We start from the raw sequence: 17,692 nt of genomic DNA on the forward strand, positions 1-17,692 counted from the left end.
AAGCCGATATTTAGCAATCTACAGGAATGCTAAAGGGAGCATGAATTCTATAAGAAGTAAACAAATTTATTATTCATTTTTGAAGGCAGACATAATTAATATGATGTAAATTGAAATAACTTTAAAGAGCTTTGCTATGTGTAGATTGTAGCAAAGCTCATATCTTTTTATATCCAAATTAAATGACTTTATTATATTGTACAATTTCTTATTGTAAAAAACCCTTTTCTTGATTACAAAGGCATTTCCTCATCATTCATGTTAATGCATAGGGTGGAGTTTGAACATTCACACGAGCAGACTTTTTTGGTGACATCTGCCTTAGTTTTTGGACTCCCCTGCATACCATCTCCGCCGCATATAGGACTTCCTGTTCGGTTGTGTGCATAGCCACACTGAACCGTAATGTACTTCTTATCATGTCCTCGTCTTTTCCCATTGCAGAAAGTACATGAGATAGTTTTTTGGAGGAGGAGCTGCAAGCCGATCCAATAGATACAAATACTTGCTGATGGTTAAGCCAATGCGCTAAAGACTCTCCTCTTATTCCTTCAAAATAGATGCTCATGGTAGAAGGAACCGACGTTTTATCACTACTATTCTCGAACCAATTTTCAGTATGTTCCCTTAGCTGGCTGAAGAAAAGAGACTTTAGATGGATTGAATGCTCTGTAAATTTATCATGATTCTTTATGCTGATTTCTGCTGCTTTTCCTAATCCCACAATTCCTGAAACATTTTCGGTTCCTGACCTGAAGCCGAATTCCTGCCCGCCTCCATGAATTAATGGGGACAAACGAGTACTTTCACTGATATAAAGAGCACCTACACCTTTCGGACCGCAAATTTTATGAGCAGATAGTGCAAGGCTTGTAACATTAAGCTTGCTCACATCTATCGGAACTTTGCCGACAGCCTGCACAGCATCGCAGTGAAAATGGATATTGTGTTCCTTGCATAATTGACCGATCTTCTCCACAGGCTGGATGGACCCAACCTCATTGTTTACAAACATAATACTGACTAAACATGTGTCTTCCCTGATAGAATTTTCGAATTGCTCATAAGAAATGACCCCAAACTCATCCACTTCTATATAGGTCACTTCCACTCCAAAATGCTTTGCTAAATACTCACAAGCCTGGAGAATTGCAGGATGTTCAACCTTACTCACGATAATATGTCTCTTTTTAGGTGAAATCGAGCTTAATAGGTTCATAAATACGGTAGAGTTGGATTCCGACCCCCCGCTTGTAAAAATAATCTCCTGCGGTTTAGCATTGATTGTATCAGCTATCTTAATGCGGGAATCTTCAATTGCAGACTTCGCTTCCCGTCCAAGAGAATATAAACTGGAAGGATTCCCGAATTGAGTTAAATAAAACGGCATCATTGACTCAACAACCCTGGGGTCCAGAGGGGTTGTCGCGTTGTTATCCAGATAAGCTGTCCTTATTATTTTCATGATTTAATCCTCTACTAAAAACTCTTTTTTCTCATAGATATGCAATTCAGGCTCTGCACACTTCTTTAAGACTTCAAGCCCAAAATCTATACAGTGCAGTTGGGACGGTTCCAGCTCTCCTAAAAGAGTCTCTATATCCTTGCGTGAAAATGCTTTTAAAGCGTGGAGCCCCTGATTTATCATTTTTTCCGATAATATACTTGCCGTTGCAATCGAACCGGAACAGCCGTACGCTAGGTACTTCAATGCCGTAATCGTTTTATTTGGAGAGACATTCAGAAATACATGGACGGTGTCTCCACAAATAGGATTGCTTACTTCGACAATATAATCCGGGGATTCAAGCTCACCAATGTTCCTTGGATTCATAAAATGTTCTGAAATAATCTCATTATACATATTAGACTCCGATCCACTCTGGCGTTGCATCGTCAGGGCATCTTTTGCTTTCATTCTCTTCAATATATTTTTCTAGATTGATGGCGCAGCATCCCACTTCAACCCCAGGTATCCTCGAAATATAAGTCAATTTCTGGCCAACACGTCCGCATTCACAATTCATGTCTGTTTTAATGTATCCTACATCTTCTGTTAAAATGTACCCTGGATACGATAGAGAAGTAGGATCATAAATCGCTACCACGCCTCTTTCTCCCGGATTCACCTCTTCAAGTACATTTCTTGGATTTCTTACCGAAATATGAACCCATGGCGGCAAGTGCTTTTCCTGCTGTTCACATTCAATCGCTAACATATTCGCTTCAACCAAGCCATACATATCACGGACATTATTAGGATTCATTCCTAAATACTCAGCACAAAGAGCATTAAACTCATTGCGAGGAATTTCTTTACCTGTGAACTTTTTCCATCCCCCGAGGGTGATGATCAGGCTTTTCTTATCCAATTTGATTTTTATATCATTGTCGATCATATAGCTAAGCAATTTATAGATCAGGAAAGGCGGTCCAACAATATTCCTAACATGCTTTCCTTCCCAGCTCTGAAGCACTTCTACTGCCTCTTGCGGATTAAAAGATACTTTTTTCACCATATTTCTGGTCCCATCAAATAAACCAGCCGTAATGTTTAAAACCTTAATCATGCCCATTTCTGGCATTTCTTCTGTTGGCGGGAAAAGGAACATTCCAACACCTTTAGAAATTTTAAAGAACTCACGATACATTTTTACAATGCCTTCTGTAGCATAATCAATGGTTTTGGAATCCCTGCGGGAGACACTCGGAATGCCGCTTGTCCCTGTGCTTCTCATTTCAAACTCGATTTCTGACAGCTTACAGCTTAATAAATGGTGTGAGTTAGCCTCTTTGAACGTTCTTACCGGGATTAGAGGGATTTTGATTAAATCTTCAAAGCTATTAATATCATCCGGTGTTACATCCTTTTGCTTGCAGACATCCCTATAGAATTCATTCTTTTCAAAATGATAGCTGAAATTCTCTTTAATAATCTCAGTTTTGATTTTACAGATCTCTTCATAAGGCAATTTAAAAAGTTCGCTTGAACTGCTAATCATGCTGCTGACAGGAGAAAAACCGAAAGACTTAATATCTTTTACCAGATTCATACATACATACCCCCAAATTTTTAAATAACTTGCATATAGTTTTTTTCAATGTACCCAACAACATCTTCAATTTTTCGTATGGAGTCAAACTGCTCATCAGGCATATACAGATTGAACTCTTCTTCTATAAATAAGGTCATTTCAAGAACATCTGCTGAATCCAAATTAAGCTCATCCCTCAAATCAGAATGGATGTGAATATCCTCTTCTTTGAGCGGAGTATAAGAAACAATTTTCTCCTTCAAAATTCTTAAAATTTCGTCTTTAGACATTAGCAATTCGCTCCTTCATTTGTCTAATATGCTGCTTCTGAATCACTTCCACAAGAAATTCTGCATCTTCACCTACACCTAGAAGAAGTGCCGAGCCTCGTTTATGCTGCCACGGCAGACCGAGGAAATATAAACCTTTGTGTGGGCTGACTCCACGTGTTTGAATAGGTTCACTTGTTTCATTTAGGGCACCCTTTAGTTTGATCCAGCTATAATTGAACTTAAAGCCTGTACACCAAATAATATTATCAACTTCTAACTGCTGCTGATCCGCAAAGTAAACGGTTGTCCCATTAGCATCGACTACTCGGTCTTTTAGAAGGATTTTGCCACTTTTGATATATTTTTTCGATTCCCGCCCTATAATCGGGTCATTTTTCTTGATGATTTGACCCAGTTTAGAATCAACCGTCAATTGCGAAATTCTCAACTTTTCAAACCACCAGAATAGGCTTTTATTCAGTATTCTTTTTGGGATTATTTTTGGCTTTTTTCCAACAGAAACAAAGACTGCCTTTCTGTCTGCAATTTCAGCCGCAATCTGCAAGCCTGAATTGCCCGCGCCTACTATGAGAGTTGTTCCTTTTTGCAATTCACTCGGGTTCTTATAATCAGCCGAGTGTACCTGGTAGACTTCTTCACTCAATTTAGTTGAAAATCCATGAGTAAAAGGAGTTTGAAAAGGGCCGGTTGCTATGACAACAGAATCTGCCTTGTAAACGCCTTTATTGGTTACGACTTTTTTCTTTAATGGAGCTTCTTCTATTAAAATCACTTTTGTATTCATCTGATGAGGGAGTTTGAATTGTCGGGCATACTCTAGGAGGTAGTCTGCCACTTCATCTTTGGTGGGATAAGTTTCCTGGTTTCCTGCCAGCTTCATCCCCGGGAGGGAGCTGTAAGAACGCGGTGTGAATAAAACGAGTGAATCATATCTTGTCCTCCACGAATCGCCAATTTGATTATGGGCATCCAAGACAATATGGCTAATATTCTTTCTGCTTAAATAGTAACTCATTGCTAAGCCAGCTTGACCGGCTCCAATCACGATGACATCAAAGTTATTAATGATTATCACTTCCTGTAGCTTCCGCATATTTTTCATGAGATCCTGATGGCATGGCAGCAACATCCAATAGTTTCTTGACAACCTTTTTTCTTGTCTCGAAGTCAAAAGGTTCCCCTAGCGGTCTTCCTAGTCTGAATGGAACATGCAATGATCTGGGAACATTAGCCTTTGCTGTAACCTCAGGCAAAAGTGTGACCATTACCGTGACTATACCTTCCAACTCTAAGGCTCGTGCATACAGCGCGAGTACATTATGGCATTCGCCTCAGCCAGGAACGAGGAAGGCAATATCAACCCTATCCTTTTTAAGGATATCTGCTACTTTTGGGGCGGTGATTTTTTCGTGAGGTTCATGATTGAGGGTTCCCCCATTTAAACCAAAGTTACAGTTAGAAACAGCATGAATAGAATGACCTTCTAACTCTTTCAATTGTTCTAATGGAAAGACAATAGATATATCGATATTTGCATGCTTGGTATCATAATAAATATGTGTAGCTTTTAGCTCACTGTGCTGTGTATCTGGAGGGATGATTCTGTAGCTGTGATCCCCGTCCAATGTTTCCACATTAAATGGCGCATCATTTTGTAAATGGACACCAGCGCTTGTAAGCAAGGCGACCCTGCATTGACTTAAAGGTTTTTGCAAAGAGTTATTTATAGGACCTTCCCAGACTCTTGTATTACTTAATGTGAATTTTTTATAAGACTTCGGAAAATATTTTGACCAGCCTATCGCAACTTTAGACCTTAATTTGTAGTACAGGCTCAACAATACCCCCTCTTTCTATTCATATTTTCAGAATATTCATATTCGTTAGTATAACAATTTTATTATTGGTTCGCAATACATTTTACCCTAAATTTACCTTCATTTAATAAATACCCCATAAATGGATTTTTAATCTAACTGGTTGGATTTTGCTGTTTTTTCACAAACGATTTTCCTATATAGTCCATGCATCATAATCTCTTCATCTATCAAAACCTTGCTCTCTTCTTTAACATAATGTTGTATTTGGTAAAAATCCAAACCTATGTCTGTTCCAAGCCACTTAATCATAGGACGAAGCAGTTTTTGTCCCGTACGGATCTCTTTATTTTTTGGAATGAATTTATCAAGGATATACACATTTCCTCCTCTTTTCAATACGCGGACCATTTCCTTCATTGTTAGGGTTGGGTCCGGTACGACGCTCAAAATTAAATCCCCAAAAATATAATCGAAGCTTTCAGATTCAAACTTCATATTTTGTGCGTCCATTTCTATTAAAGAGATATCTTTATCATCATACTTTGCCTTGGCAATCTCCAACATATCTCGGGAAATATCGATACCCGTAATTTCGTAACCTTTATTCAAGAAAAATGAAAGGTCTGCCCCAGTTCCAACACCGACGAAAAGAATCTTGCTTCCTTTTTTAAACTCTATTTCTTTGAACATTTTCTGCCTTGCCTTTAAAAATTGCCCTGTATTAAAGATACGATCATATAAAGGAGACCAACATTTATATATGATTTTATTCCAACGATTATTCATGAACGTTACCTCGCTTTGCTAAAATTGAAAACCTTAAAACTAAATTATTATTTTAGAATAGAATAGTAAAAAAACATTTACAAAATACTATATTCGAAGGAATACTAGTATATGAATTCCCTATAAAGTAATATATTTCCTACTCATAATAAGGGCGGGGTTCATAATAGTCAATCATTCAAAATCTACTAGAGTAAATTTGGTCTTGCTGAACGAATCACTCGGTTAGAAACTTTGGTCATTTCCTGGTTTATTTATTTTATTCATCCGGCTAAAGCATTAGGCAAAAAATAAAAGCCGCTTAAAAAATCAGCGGCCTTTGGCTTAAAAGCTATCATAATAAACGGTTCCTGTATTCAATATATCGTAATCTCCTAATGAGTGAACTTCGGACTGAAACTCGCTTGAAGACAAGATTTTTTTTACAACGCTGATAAGGTGTTCGGTTTTCGCGCTTTTCAAGATGACTAGATCGTACCTCTCGGTGATTAATGGAACAAAATCAATACCCGCCATTTTAGCCACTTTCTCTATTCCCACTCCGACATCTGCATGTCCGCTGGCAACTGCTGAAGCAACGCTTAAATGGTTGGTCTCCTCATGATCATAGCCCTTGATATTTCTGGCCGAAATTTCGTTTAGCCTGAGTTGTTCATCAAGAAGGATACGTGCCCCCGACCCTTTTTCCCTATTGACGATTGTAATCCCATCTTGGTTTAAGTCTCCCCAGGATGTGAGGTTAAAAGGGTTTCCCTTTTTCACATACAATCCAGCCTTCCTCGACAGAAGGTTTAGCAGAACATACGGATAGCCCACAAGGATTTTTTTTGTGTATGGGAGATTGTATTCACCCGTGTCACCGTCAAACATATGCAAACTTACAATGTCGCATTCTTCGTTGTACATCGAAATTAAACCATTTAAGCTGCCTGTATAGGAGCGTAATGTTTTAAAAGAAGTTCTTTTCTCAACATATTTACCGAGAATATCCAGGACAAAATCCTGCCCGCTGATGACAATGACTGCTGAATCTTTTATTCTGTTTTTATTCAACTCTCTCACCGGCGGCTGGAATTTTGTGCTATCGGTTCTCTTCTCGCGATGAATGAATGTATCAAGATCATTTGCATCTATCCTCATCTGCCTTCCAACACGGAAAACAGGCAGTTCCCCTTTTTTCACAAGATCATATAGAGTAAGTTTCGATACCTTTAAAAGCTGTGAGACTTCTTCAATTGTGTAGGATAGCTCTTTTGGCATTTACATCCCTCCACCTAGTATTTTACTGAAACCTTTGGAGAAAGTATATTTATTAATTTTTTGATTGTGACGTATATTATATTTCATCAAATTATAATTAGTTATAATAGATTATAATTAGTTATAATAGATTATAATTAGTTATAATAGATATAATTAGTTATAAAAAGTAGAAAGGAAGAATAATATTGAAAAAAATGGGGCTTACTATTTTCATTGCGATGCTGCTTGTATTCTTAGTGGCAGGATGCTCAGATAATGAAAATACCGACAAATCTAAAAAGCAGGATAAAGAAAAAGTAGAGCTAACAGTCTCAGCAGCAGCTAGCCTGCAGGATGCGCTTAACGAAATCAATTCAAACTTTGAGACAGATAACCCTAATATTAAAGTCAATTTCAACTATGGAGGCTCTGGGGGGCTTCAGCAGCAAATCTCCCAAGGTGCCCCTGTCGATCTCTTCTTTTCAGCTGCCGAGGACAAATTTGAGGTATTGAAGAAAGAAGGACGGATCGAGAAGGATAAAGCCGTCAATTTAGTGGAAAATGAACTCGTCCTTGTGGTACCAAAGAAATCGAATAGCGGAATCAAAACATTCGATGACCTAGTTAAAGCGAAAAGAATTGCTATTGGTACGCCAGAGTCTGTTCCTGCGGGACAATATGCCAAAGAGACCCTGGAATATTTAAACATATGGGGAAAACTAGAGGAGAAGGTCATCCCCGCCAAAGATGTCCGTCAAGTGCTTACATATGTGGAAACAAACAATGTTGATGCCGGTATAGTTTATAAAACAGATGCACAGGTCTCATCAAAAGTTGAGATGGTGGCAACTGCGAAGAAAGAATACCACCAACCCATCATTTATCCTGTAGGGGTCGTCAAAACCAGCACGCATCAAAAAGAAGCTGCATTATTCTATGATTACCTAAAAAGCGAGGAATCGTTAAAGATACTCGAGAAATTTGGGTTTAAAAGGGTGGAATAAACCTTTCAATTTTTTGTTATTCAGTGAGAATGCCCCGAGTAGTTGTTCATTCGCGGGGCATTCTGTTTTAGGTTTATATAATTAGTTTACGACATTTCCCATTAAGGAAAAGCTTTTTCTAATATCTTTCAGGTGAATGTCGGCATGTTAACTTTCATGTTTTTGCACTGAGGCATGATCCTGGCACTGTCGTGTATTTTATTTGCCTGTTACTGCATTTTATTTTCCGGTTTATGTGATATGTTTACCTCAATCTGCTGTTTAATTTTTTCTGTTTATCCCGTTTGTTTTCCAAAAATTGAAGAATATTTTTTGTTAGAGGAATTCCCCTCTTCCATCGCGAATACTGTTATATGTCAATCCAGCACCATTGGAAATTCAAACAACTTTTGAGGGGTTTTATAATGTCTTATCTTTATTTGGCGCTTGCCATTGTTGCCGAGCTCATCGGAACCTCCCTATTGAAAGCATCAGAAGGTTTTTCGAAATTTTGGCCGGCTGTTGGCGTCATGGTATTCTTTTTGACGTCCTTTTTCTTTTTATCGCTTTCATTTAAAACCATCCCGCTGAACATTGCATACGCGATTTGGTCAGGACTTGGGACTGTTGCCACTGTTTTGATTTCTGTCCTAATCTGGAAAGAAAAAGTGACTTTCGGGAGCTTGGTCGGCATTGGTTTGATTGTTGCCGGAGTCGTCGTGCTGCAAATGTTCAGTCCTTCAAACGGGGAAGCCCAAATAGAAAAACAACATTATAGCATTCACGGGGAGCAATAATAACGCTTCCCTCCTTATTATGAGAGAGGTGAAAAGCGGACATGAAAATCGAAACAAAACGTCTCACACTTGTACCCTCCACACCTGAATCTGTCAGTCGATATGCTGAAGGAAATGAATTGGGCAAACATATCTTTTCCTACTTAAAAAAGCTTGAAAACAATCCTGACCTCTATGGTTGGGGAGTTTGGCTGGTGATAGAGAATGAAAGCGGCAATCTTGCCGGCGATATCGGATTTAAAGGAAAACCAGATGCCGCCCGCACAGTGGAGATTGGCTATGGGATCATTCCTCTCTTCAGAGGAAAAGGATATGCCACTGAGTCAGTAAAATCTCTGATTGACTGGGCTTTCGCAACCGGGGAAGTGGATAAGGTGACGGCCGAGTGCCTCCAGGATAACCTCCCTTCCATTAAAGTCCTTAATAAATGCTTTATGGAGTATACACACAAAGACGGAGACATGCTCAAGTGGAAACTTGAAAAAACTCAATAAATTTTAAAAGGACGGTCAGCCGTTCTTTTTTTATTGGGCACTATAATAAATTGAAAGGTTCTTACCCATATTATTAAGTGACTTCATAGGAAATGGCTGTGAGCAAATTGGCGCATCATGTATATAACAAGCTGTCAGAGCTTAACGTAAATATGAGAAAACTAAATGAGGACTATATGGAAATCTGGAAGGATGACATATTTTTAACATGGAGATGGTGGCTGAATATTGCCATCCTTGTCCTCCCCTGGCTGATCTGGTTTCTCCTGCGGAAAAAAGACAGTACGTATCGGCTGCTGCTCGCTGGGTTTTTTGTCTATTTGGTCACATCCATTCTTGACTCTATCGGTATCACTTTTGGACTGTGGTTCTATATGTATACGCCTTTGCCCGACCTGCACACCTACTATTTCCCTTGGGACTTCGGGGCCTTCCCCATTATGGTGATGACCTTGATTCAATTTAAACCTCACATAAACCCTTATTTAAAAGCGTTGTTTTTTTCACTGATCAGTGCGGTTGTCTTCGAACCGGTATTTGCCAAGCTTGGCTTATATGTCGCTGTCCGGTGGGAATATTATTATGGAATCCCAATATATTTTGTCATTTTTCTTCTTGCCCATAGCCTTGCATGCAAAAAAGATTTTAAAGGTATAACCGAATGATTATGATTAAACCTTGAAAAAGAGGAACGGGGGTTTAATATGGCCATTTTAACCCTGGTTGTACTTGTGGAATTCTTGTATGGAAACGGCTTAATACTACCATGCTCGATCCTGTCGAAAAACTTGCTCTATGGTTTTTCGCAATCAGTATCAATCACTATTCTTTTACCATTCTCGGATTTAATCTTGGGTTGTTTGGGATGTCTGAAAATATTTCAAAACTGCTGATTAATTGTGCAGTGTGCACGCTCATTTTCTCTCCAGCTGCCATTCTTTTGGCAGTCATATTGCAGGGTAAACGAATCCCTATCGTTATGAAAATTCTCTCGGCTGTCTTTTTAGCCATTCTCTCGCCAGCTTTGAGCTTTTCATGAATTCAATGGCCTGGAATTCAGAACTTGGAATGTCCTCTATTCTTTCGCCCGTTTGTTGGCAATCACCCCTCGCTGTCCATGCCTTCGCCCGTGCCTTTCGGTTACTTCTTCTTTATGAAAGGAGCCGGATATGATCCTTTGCCATATTCTTCACGAACCTGTGAAAATGGACAGCAATGAAGTGTTCATCCTGATCACGGGATTACTCACCCTTCTTATCGCCATATACATGCCCCGCCGCCTCGCCATTATTGAAACGACAGTAATCTTCACACTGAACTTTTTCCTGGCCGTAACGGCTGATTTTACATTGGCCCCTCGACTGGTATGATACAAACGATGCTGAACTGTACGAGTATTTTGATTTTATTTTGTTTCTCGTTCATTACCCTGTAACAGCCTATCTCTTCCTCGAGGTCATCAGGCTGGAAAAAGTGGTTCTATATCGTTTTGTTTGCGCTGTTTACAACAGGGCTTGAGGCACTTTCTGCCAAGTACGGCCTGTTTACATACCATGAATGGAGACTTCTCTATTCTTTTCCAGTATATGTCGGTGTCTATTGGGTGAATATAAGGGTCTTTCATTTCGTTCAGAAGCAGCTTTCGAAGACGTAAAAAAGACAACGACTGTGCGTTGCCTTTTTCTGAAGAAATCAGCCCCTGTTACGGTTTTGGCCTCTGCTATAAAGAAAATAACCGGCTACTAAAGCAAGAATGATGAAAATGGGCAAAAAGGAAAGCAAAATATGGGCAATGTCAAGATTCATGACGGCCTCCTTTGCGCGTTTATCACATTTTACCCTTAATTAAAGTGATCTATGTATAAGGCTGTCCAAATTGGTTGTAAAGGATAATCTTATTTTCCTGCAGCACCAATCCTGCTGTATTTTTTGATCAAGCGGATTTGCCCGCGGTGGCTTAGTTCGTCCTCGAGGACATGGAACCATTTAAAATAGTTGTTGGCAGGATCCCCACCCCAGAAAGCCGCTTGATCTAACAGCCATTCGTCAGGAAGAGTTTGGAACATTGCATAAGTGTCTTTGCGGATCTCCGCCAAACTTTCGAGATAAAATTCAAGCGGCTTTCCTGAATATCGTACTCTTGCGTCTTCACCAAGGGAGATGCCTGGTCCGATCTCCTTTTCCTCTTTTTCATTAGGTTCGCGCTTTTCAAAAGTGAAAATTTGATACCAACGTTCTACAGCACCCATATGGCCAAGCAGCATGCCAATTGAATTTGCTTCCTCATGAAGGCGATAATCCAATTCCTCAATCGTAAGGCCTTCCACCGCCCGGAGCGTTGTAAAGCGAGTATAATCCATCATAGAGACCAAGTGGGAAAAAGTTGCCCCGAAGCCGTCTTTTTTATCTATTAACAATAATTTACCGCTATTCATCATGTTTTTCCCCTTTTTAATAAGGCTATGTTTTAAAACAATGTTGAAAATATATAAATTTTAAGGAAAGCCATTTTGCCTTCCCTTAACGCTTTTTATGAATCTTATTCGTAACCTTTTTATTATTTATATCATATATAGAACCAACTATTAATCCTGCACAAGTTCCAATAATAATTCCCCAAGCAATTTCGTTTAATATACTTCCAAACACTATACCTAAACCAGTACCAAACACAATTCCCAGTCCTACACCTTTATTTTTTTTTTATTTTCCATAAACTCACCCCAAAAATTCATTTAAAACATAGCCTTTAATAAATATCCGAGTACATAATGCCCCACGAGCCAAAGTAAAAAGGATCCTCCACCCCATATATCAGGCGTTCGATCGGAAAGGGCTGTTGTCGGGTACAGCAGGGTACCGATAAGCAAGCTGATTCTAGTAGTAAAAACGATATCCTGTGCCGGTGACTAACTTTTAATTCTTAAAACGAAAGATACACCTATTCCCAACACAACTGACACTATGAGGTGCAAGACAAACTCAACCAGTTCGGAAAACTGATAACGTTTCAGAACTGGCACATAGTCAACATTTAAAAGAAGTGTGTATACTTTCTCTGAAGTAGAGAATTCTATTACTTTTAAAAAAAGACCGAGAAAAACACCGGAAACTAGACCGGCAGCCGCTCCTTTTATCAAAATGCATCCCCCATCCGTGTCATTTCGCTTTTGGGAGGAAGAAATCCTTCATTGAATATGCTGTTGTGTTTAAGAGAAACAAAGTTAGTCCAGAAAGTAAGGTAATATCGATCAAATATCCTTTTTTATTGGTTCACTATGCGGCTCATCACCAGCAATTAAAGCTTAATCAGCCCCTTTCACATTATTTTTCCATATAAAAGAAAATATTCTTTGTAAACTTTCGATAATTATGTTTCAAAATCCTCTATATTTTCTGATTTCCTGTTATATTGATTACAGACATTCCTTTATATGGAGGATTTATTATGGAAAGTTATACCAAGTATTTGATTGTCATTTCATTTGATTGTTTGTCTGCACTTGATTTTCCTATGCTTGAAGATCTGCCTCACTTTCGGTTCTTGCTTGAAAAAGGTTCATTTTGCAGATCTGTCAAGACGATTTATCCATCCCTTACATATCCTTGCCACGCAACGATCGTAACCGGTAATTATCCAAACCGCCACGGCATTACCAGCAACACTTTGCTCCAGCCTGGACGGACCTCGCCTGATTGGTATTGGCATCGCAGCCATATCAAAGGGACAACGCTTTACGATGAAGCGAGAGCTGCCGGGATGACAACCGCCGCGCTGCTCTGGCCTGTTACGGCGAAAGCAAACATTGATTTCCATATGCCTGAGATATTCGCAAACCGGCGGTGGCACAGCCAAATTGCCGTTTCACTCCGGAACGGGAGCTTCCGTTACCAGCTGGAACTAGACCGCAGGTTCGGCCACTTGCGAAAAGGTCTCGCACAGCCTCAGCTTGATGACTTTGTACTCGAATCCGCCGTCCATACGATTAAGACAAAAAAACCGAACCTTTTGCTCGTCCATTTCACCGACCTCGACACGCAGCGCCACTATCACGGCTTTTCCTCAGAAGAGGCGATGTCTGCCCTCCGCAGGCATGACAAGCGGCTTGGCAGGATACTGACCGTTCTTAGGGAAAGCGGACTTGAAAGCAAGACCACGATTGCAGTTCTCGGCGACCACAGCGCACTCGATGAAACTAAAGCAGTCAAACCTAACGTTCTCTTGCGTGAACTAGGCCTTATCACCGTCAATAGCAAAGGAAAAATCACGGCTTGGCAGGCATACTGCAAAAGCTGTGATGGCTCGGCATATATTTACATAAAGGATGACAATGAAAATATCCTTAAGCTCGTTCATAAGCGCCTAAGTGATTTGGCAAAGGAAAAGAGGAATGGCATTGAAAAAATCCTGACTGGCGCCGAAGCGGGCGAAAAAGGCGCTGATTCACACGCAGCCTTCATGCTCGAAGCGGGCCTTGGCTTTTATTTTACTGAGGGGTTTGAAGGATGCTTGATCGATACAATCAGCAAAGAAGATGTCCGGGCGAAACGCTATACTTTTGCTTCCCATGGTTACTCACCAAACAAAGATGATTACGAAACGGTGCTGATTCTTTCAGGAAAAGGGATTCCTCCATATATCGAAGTTCCAACCATGCACCTTGTCGATGAAGGCCCTACCTTTGCGAGGCTGCTTGGGCTTGACCTGGGGAAAACAGACGGCAAGGTGCGTGAAGAATTTCTAGAGTCCAATTAAATAAGAATGGGGAGATTGGGGATGAAACGCTTTACGAAAGAGGAAAGCAGCTGGATGTTCTATGATTGGGGAAATTCTGCCTATTCCATTATTATATCAACTGCGATATTTCCGCTGTTTTACAAGGCCTCGGCAACCGAAGCTGGAATCAGTGCCGCCAACTCGACTGCCTATCTCGGCTACACCATTGCCATCGCCACGTTCATATTGGCCATGCTGGGACCGGTGCTTGGCACAATTGCCGATTATGAGCACAATAAAAAACGCTTTTTCCGCTTCTTTGTCCTGCTTGGTGTCATCTCAACCGTACTTCTTGCCTTTATACCAAATGAACAATGGCTCCTCCTGCTCGTCGTCTATACCTTTACCGTACTCGGCTCCTCCGGATCGAATGTTTTTTACGATGCTTTTCTTGTTGATGTCACGACAGACAAAAGAATGGATTCCGTTTCTTCACGCGGCTTCTCACTTGGCTATATTGGCAGCACAATCCCTTTTCTTGTCAGTATCGGCATCATTGTTTTTGCTCAGGCAGGCAAGCTGCCAATCTCAACGGCAGCTGCTAGCCAGATTGCCTTCCTGATTACCGCCGCATGGTGGGGGATATTTACACTGCCTATGTTAAAAAACGTGCAGCAACGCTATTTTATTGAACGTGAACCGAAACCTGTTCTCAACAGCTTTAAACGGCTTGGTAAAACGCTCAAGGAAGTCAGGAAATACAGGGCCTTGTTTTTATTCCTTCTTGCCTATTTCTTTTATATTGACGGAGTCGGCACCATTATCACAATGTCGACTGCCTATGGATCAGATCTTGGGATCAGCTCTACGAATCTGCTTGTTATCCTGTTTGTGACCCAGGTAGTCGCTGCTCCCTTCGCTATTCTTTACGGTAGGCTTGCTGAACGGTTTTCCGGTAAAAAGATGCTCTATACCGGCATTTGTGTGTATATGGCGGTTTGCCTTTACGCCTATTTCCTGGAAACAACTTTTGATTTCTGGATCCTTGCCATGCTTGTCGCCTCGTCACAAGGCGGAATCCAGGCACTCAGCCGCTCCTATTTTGCCAAACTTGTCCCAAAAGAAAATTCCAACGAGTTCTTCGGTTTTTATAATATTTTTGGTAAATTTGCTTCAATCATGGGGCCACTGCTCGTTGCAGTGACGGCCCAAGTAACGGGCAATTCAAGCAGCGGTGTCTTCAGCCTCATCATCCTCTTCGTCATCGGCCTGATCATTCTGATCAAAGTGCCCGATCCTGAAGTGAAGATAACAGCTATAGAAAGTCCAACTGTTGTATAAATAAAAAAAAGTGCAGCCATTTTGATAAAAAGGCTGCACTCTCTTTCTACAAGAATAAAAATCCCAAAGATATAATAAAGCCGCTTACAATCAGAGCCAATACACAGTAACCCATGATGTCCCGGGCCTTCAGGCCGGCAATGGCGAGAGCGGGAAGCGCCCAAAATGGCTGGATGAGGTTGGTCCACGCATCTCCCCAAGCAACAGCCATCGCCGCTTTCGGAAAGGGTACATCCATGGCTTTTGCCGCTTCAAGTACAACTGGCGCCTGGACTGCCCACTGCCCGCCGCCAGAAGGGACAAAAAAGTTGATGATTCCTGCCGAGATAAAGGTCAAGAATGGAAATGTTTGTACATTTGAAATAGAAACGAACCATTCGGATATAACCGCAGCAAGCCCTGAAGCGGTCATCATTCCCATAATACCAGCATAAAACGGGAACTGGATGATAATCCCGCTTGCTCCTTGTACCGCATTTTGTACAGCTGCGAGGAAATTTTTTGGTGTCGCATGGAACAGGATCCCAAGGAAAAGGAACAGGAAGTTGACGATATCAAGGTTCAGCAAAAAACCATTTTTGGTAAAATAATAAAATAAGAATGCTAAACCAAGTACACCAATTACCAGGGAAACAAGTTTGCTGTTTTCGAGCCGCTCAGCTGGCGTTAGGCTCCCCGCTTCCAGAGCGGCTGCCTGTACTTTATCCTCCAAAAGGAGCGGATCGACCGTGAATTCTTCCCCTTCAGGCGGCATCATTAAACGGTTGACAAGCGGCAGGACAATAACAAGCGCTGCGACAATTGCCATGTTGAAGGTTGAAAAAATCGTTTCACTCGTAGGAATGACTCCAATGATATTTTCAGAGAAATGGCCTTTCGTTGCGATTGTAAGCGGAATCGAGCCCGAAATGCCGCCATGCCAAACAACAAATCCAGTGTAGGCGCTGGCAATCAGAAGCCTGTAGTCGGTATTTTTCACTTTTTTTGCCAGCTCTTTCGCATACAATGCGCCGATAACAAGCCCAAATCCCCAGTTAATCAAGCTCGCAATCAGTGAAACGAATGTCACGTAGACAATTGCCTGACCTGGCGATTTAGCCAGGGATGCAAGAAATCCTAACCCTTTCTTAAATAGCGCTGAGCTTGCCAGAACATGGCCCGTAACTAGTACCAGTATCATTTGCATTGTAAATGACAGCAAACTCCAAAACCCGGTCCCCCAATCCTGAACCATTCCGTAAGGGCTGTTATTGGTCAAAATGACACCAAGGCCAAGGACAACAAGTGTAAGCAAAATGACAAAGATAAACGGATCAGGCAAGCAACGTTGCATAATCCTGTTAAAAAAAGAAACAATCGTCTTCAATACATTTCCTCCTTGTTTGTAGTGAAAAGCTATTGTCTATCATTTCAACAATATTCAGTATTTTCTTTTTATAAGACTGAAATTCCTTTTTTAAACATGAAAAGAGGGAAATCTGTACAGCTTACCGAAATTATTTAATCTGCTTCAAATGTCGATACTGCACTATTTAGGGGGAATGAAATTTGAAATTCACTATTCGCGCTGTTGAACCGAAAGACGCACGGGACCTTCATCGAATTTATACACAGGAAGAGGTCTTGCCTTACATGGGATTTATCCCGAGCATGAGGCTCGACTCGGTTGAAAACCGCCTGCGGAGTCTTGATGAGAACCAGCATGAATTTGTGGCAGTAACGGAAGATAAAGTCATTGGGTTTCTTGGCCTTACCGTTGGAAAAAGACGAAAGGCCCATTCCGGAAGCTTGTACATTGGGGTAGATAGCGGCTACCATGGCCAGGGTGTTGGACAGGCTCTCTTAACAAAAGTGATTGACCTTGCCGATAATTGGCTGATGCTTGAACGCCTTGAACTGGGTGTGCTTGCCACAAATCCACGGGCTAAAGCTCTATATGAAAGGTGCGGATTTAAAGCTGAAGGGAAAATGTCTGCGAGCATAGTTTCAAACGGAGAGTACGTTGATGAATTCATGATGGCCAGGCTTCACCCAAATGGCCTGAACAATAAACAAATCCGGAGCAAATAAGGACTGGGTACGCTGTACATTAACCCATAGAGTTATAGTTTGGTAATTTTCGAATAAATCGGGAGCTCGCAATTGTGTAGGCAGCCGGTTTATTCTCACTTTACATGCTTCTTT

The 17,692-nt window shown here is 40.9% G+C and carries 22 protein-coding genes; 8 read left to right on the forward strand and 14 right to left on the reverse strand.

All coding sequences use genetic code 11. The annotated features are described in order from the left end of the window. Positions 1-256 precede the first annotated feature (256 nt). The 9 genes from D1970_RS19500 to D1970_RS19535 all read right to left on the reverse strand — a co-directional run bounded on the left by D1970_RS19500 (position 257) and on the right by D1970_RS19535 (position 7,194). A complete protein-coding gene (locus tag D1970_RS19500; protein WP_119114528.1) occupies positions 257-1,465 on the reverse strand; it encodes a cysteine desulfurase family protein in 1,209 nt (402 codons plus the stop codon). Between the two features lie 3 nt (positions 1,466-1,468). After that, the gene (locus D1970_RS19505) at positions 1,469-1,864 is read right to left on the reverse strand and encodes an iron-sulfur cluster assembly scaffold protein (RefSeq protein ID WP_119114529.1); all 396 of its coding nucleotides are present in this window, start codon (positions 1,862-1,864) and stop codon (positions 1,469-1,471) included. Position 1,865: 1 nt separating this feature from the next. Beyond that, a complete protein-coding gene (locus tag D1970_RS19510) occupies positions 1,866-3,053 on the reverse strand; it encodes a LuxE/PaaK family acyltransferase (protein WP_119114530.1) in 1,188 nt (395 codons plus the stop codon). Between the two features lie 20 nt (positions 3,054-3,073). Further along, the gene (locus tag D1970_RS19515; protein ID WP_119114531.1) at positions 3,074-3,325 is read right to left on the reverse strand and encodes an acyl carrier protein; all 252 of its coding nucleotides are present in this window, start codon (positions 3,323-3,325) and stop codon (positions 3,074-3,076) included. Further along, positions 3,318-4,421 (reverse strand): flavin-containing monooxygenase, encoded by a 1,104-nt coding sequence (locus D1970_RS19520; protein WP_119114587.1) that lies wholly within the window; start codon positions 4,419-4,421, stop codon positions 3,318-3,320. The genes D1970_RS19515 and D1970_RS19520 overlap by 8 nt, the downstream gene beginning before the upstream one ends. After that, positions 4,390-4,614: a hypothetical protein gene (locus tag D1970_RS22075; RefSeq protein WP_142921039.1), complete on the reverse strand. Its 225-nt coding sequence runs from the start codon at positions 4,612-4,614 to the stop codon at positions 4,390-4,392. Before D1970_RS22075 ends, D1970_RS19520 begins: the two co-directional genes overlap by 32 nt. Before the next feature lie 45 nt (positions 4,615-4,659). After that, positions 4,660-5,166: a glycine/sarcosine/betaine reductase selenoprotein B family protein gene (locus D1970_RS19525; RefSeq protein WP_181213468.1), complete on the reverse strand. Its 507-nt coding sequence runs from the start codon at positions 5,164-5,166 to the stop codon at positions 4,660-4,662. Between the two features lie 129 nt (positions 5,167-5,295). Further along, positions 5,296-5,934, reverse strand: coding sequence for a class I SAM-dependent methyltransferase (locus tag D1970_RS19530; protein WP_119114533.1), 639 nt, complete (start codon positions 5,932-5,934; stop codon positions 5,296-5,298). 324 nt (positions 5,935-6,258) lie between these two features. Further along, positions 6,259-7,194, reverse strand: a complete 936-nt coding sequence (locus D1970_RS19535; protein WP_119114534.1) for a helix-turn-helix transcriptional regulator — start codon at positions 7,192-7,194, stop codon at positions 6,259-6,261. Positions 7,195-7,382: 188 nt separating this feature from the next. Here D1970_RS19535 and modA point away from each other — a divergent pair, with 188 nt between their 5' ends. The 4 genes from modA (at position 7,383) to D1970_RS19555 (ending at position 10,115) form a co-directional block, all read left to right on the forward strand. Continuing rightward, the gene (gene modA, locus D1970_RS19540) at positions 7,383-8,180 is read left to right on the forward strand and encodes a molybdate ABC transporter substrate-binding protein (protein WP_374978569.1); all 798 of its coding nucleotides are present in this window, start codon (positions 7,383-7,385) and stop codon (positions 8,178-8,180) included. 404 nt (positions 8,181-8,584) lie between these two features. Next, positions 8,585-8,956 (forward strand): DMT family transporter, encoded by a 372-nt coding sequence (locus tag D1970_RS19545; RefSeq protein ID WP_119114535.1) that lies wholly within the window; start codon positions 8,585-8,587, stop codon positions 8,954-8,956. 41 nt (positions 8,957-8,997) lie between these two features. Beyond that, positions 8,998-9,450, forward strand: coding sequence for a GNAT family N-acetyltransferase (locus D1970_RS19550; protein ID WP_119114536.1), 453 nt, complete (start codon positions 8,998-9,000; stop codon positions 9,448-9,450). Between the two features lie 98 nt (positions 9,451-9,548). Further along, positions 9,549-10,115, forward strand: a complete 567-nt coding sequence (locus D1970_RS19555; protein WP_142921040.1) for a CBO0543 family protein — start codon at positions 9,549-9,551, stop codon at positions 10,113-10,115. A gap of 157 nt (positions 10,116-10,272) precedes the next feature. On the opposite strand, the gene D1970_RS19560 is transcribed toward D1970_RS19555, so the two are convergent. Next, a complete protein-coding gene (locus tag D1970_RS19560; RefSeq protein WP_119114538.1) occupies positions 10,273-10,461 on the reverse strand; it encodes a hypothetical protein in 189 nt (62 codons plus the stop codon). Between the two features lie 158 nt (positions 10,462-10,619). Here D1970_RS19560 and D1970_RS19565 point away from each other — a divergent pair, with 158 nt between their 5' ends. Continuing rightward, positions 10,620-10,820 carry a hypothetical protein gene (locus tag D1970_RS19565; RefSeq protein ID WP_119114539.1) on the forward strand — a complete coding sequence of 67 codons (201 nt, stop codon included), beginning with the start codon at positions 10,620-10,622 and terminating at the stop codon, positions 10,818-10,820. 525 nt (positions 10,821-11,345) lie between these two features. On the opposite strand, the gene D1970_RS19570 is transcribed toward D1970_RS19565, so the two are convergent. From D1970_RS19570 to D1970_RS23150, 3 genes are all read right to left on the reverse strand, one after another. Further along, positions 11,346-11,885, reverse strand: coding sequence for a DinB family protein (locus tag D1970_RS19570; RefSeq protein ID WP_119114540.1), 540 nt, complete (start codon positions 11,883-11,885; stop codon positions 11,346-11,348). An 85-nt stretch (positions 11,886-11,970) separates the two neighbouring features. Further along, complete coding sequence (locus tag D1970_RS22540; RefSeq protein WP_181213467.1) at positions 11,971-12,123, reverse strand: hypothetical protein; 153 nt, start codon at positions 12,121-12,123, stop codon at positions 11,971-11,973. 236 nt (positions 12,124-12,359) lie between these two features. Further along, on the reverse strand, positions 12,360-12,590 hold the full coding sequence (locus D1970_RS23150; protein WP_246370324.1) for a hypothetical protein: 231 nt from the start codon (positions 12,588-12,590) through the stop codon (positions 12,360-12,362). Positions 12,591-12,898: 308 nt separating this feature from the next. Here D1970_RS23150 and D1970_RS19580 point away from each other — a divergent pair, with 308 nt between their 5' ends. After that, positions 12,899-14,206 (forward strand): alkaline phosphatase family protein, encoded by a 1,308-nt coding sequence (locus D1970_RS19580; RefSeq protein ID WP_119114541.1) that lies wholly within the window; start codon positions 12,899-12,901, stop codon positions 14,204-14,206. 21 nt (positions 14,207-14,227) lie between these two features. Further along, the gene (locus D1970_RS19585; RefSeq protein ID WP_119114542.1) at positions 14,228-15,508 is read left to right on the forward strand and encodes an MFS transporter; all 1,281 of its coding nucleotides are present in this window, start codon (positions 14,228-14,230) and stop codon (positions 15,506-15,508) included. A 46-nt stretch (positions 15,509-15,554) separates the two neighbouring features. Here D1970_RS19585 and D1970_RS19590 read toward each other — a convergent pair whose 3' ends face one another. Next, positions 15,555-16,874 carry a short-chain fatty acid transporter gene (locus tag D1970_RS19590; protein ID WP_119114543.1) on the reverse strand — a complete coding sequence of 440 codons (1,320 nt, stop codon included), beginning with the start codon at positions 16,872-16,874 and terminating at the stop codon, positions 15,555-15,557. 182 nt (positions 16,875-17,056) lie between these two features. Here D1970_RS19590 and D1970_RS19595 point away from each other — a divergent pair, with 182 nt between their 5' ends. Further along, on the forward strand, positions 17,057-17,578 hold the full coding sequence (locus D1970_RS19595; protein WP_119114544.1) for a GNAT family N-acetyltransferase: 522 nt from the start codon (positions 17,057-17,059) through the stop codon (positions 17,576-17,578). Positions 17,579-17,692 lie beyond the last annotated feature (114 nt).

It is taken from the genome of Mesobacillus zeae (assembly GCF_003570705.1).
Classification (GTDB): domain Bacteria; phylum Bacillota; class Bacilli; order Bacillales; family Cytobacillaceae; genus Mesobacillus_C; species Mesobacillus_C zeae.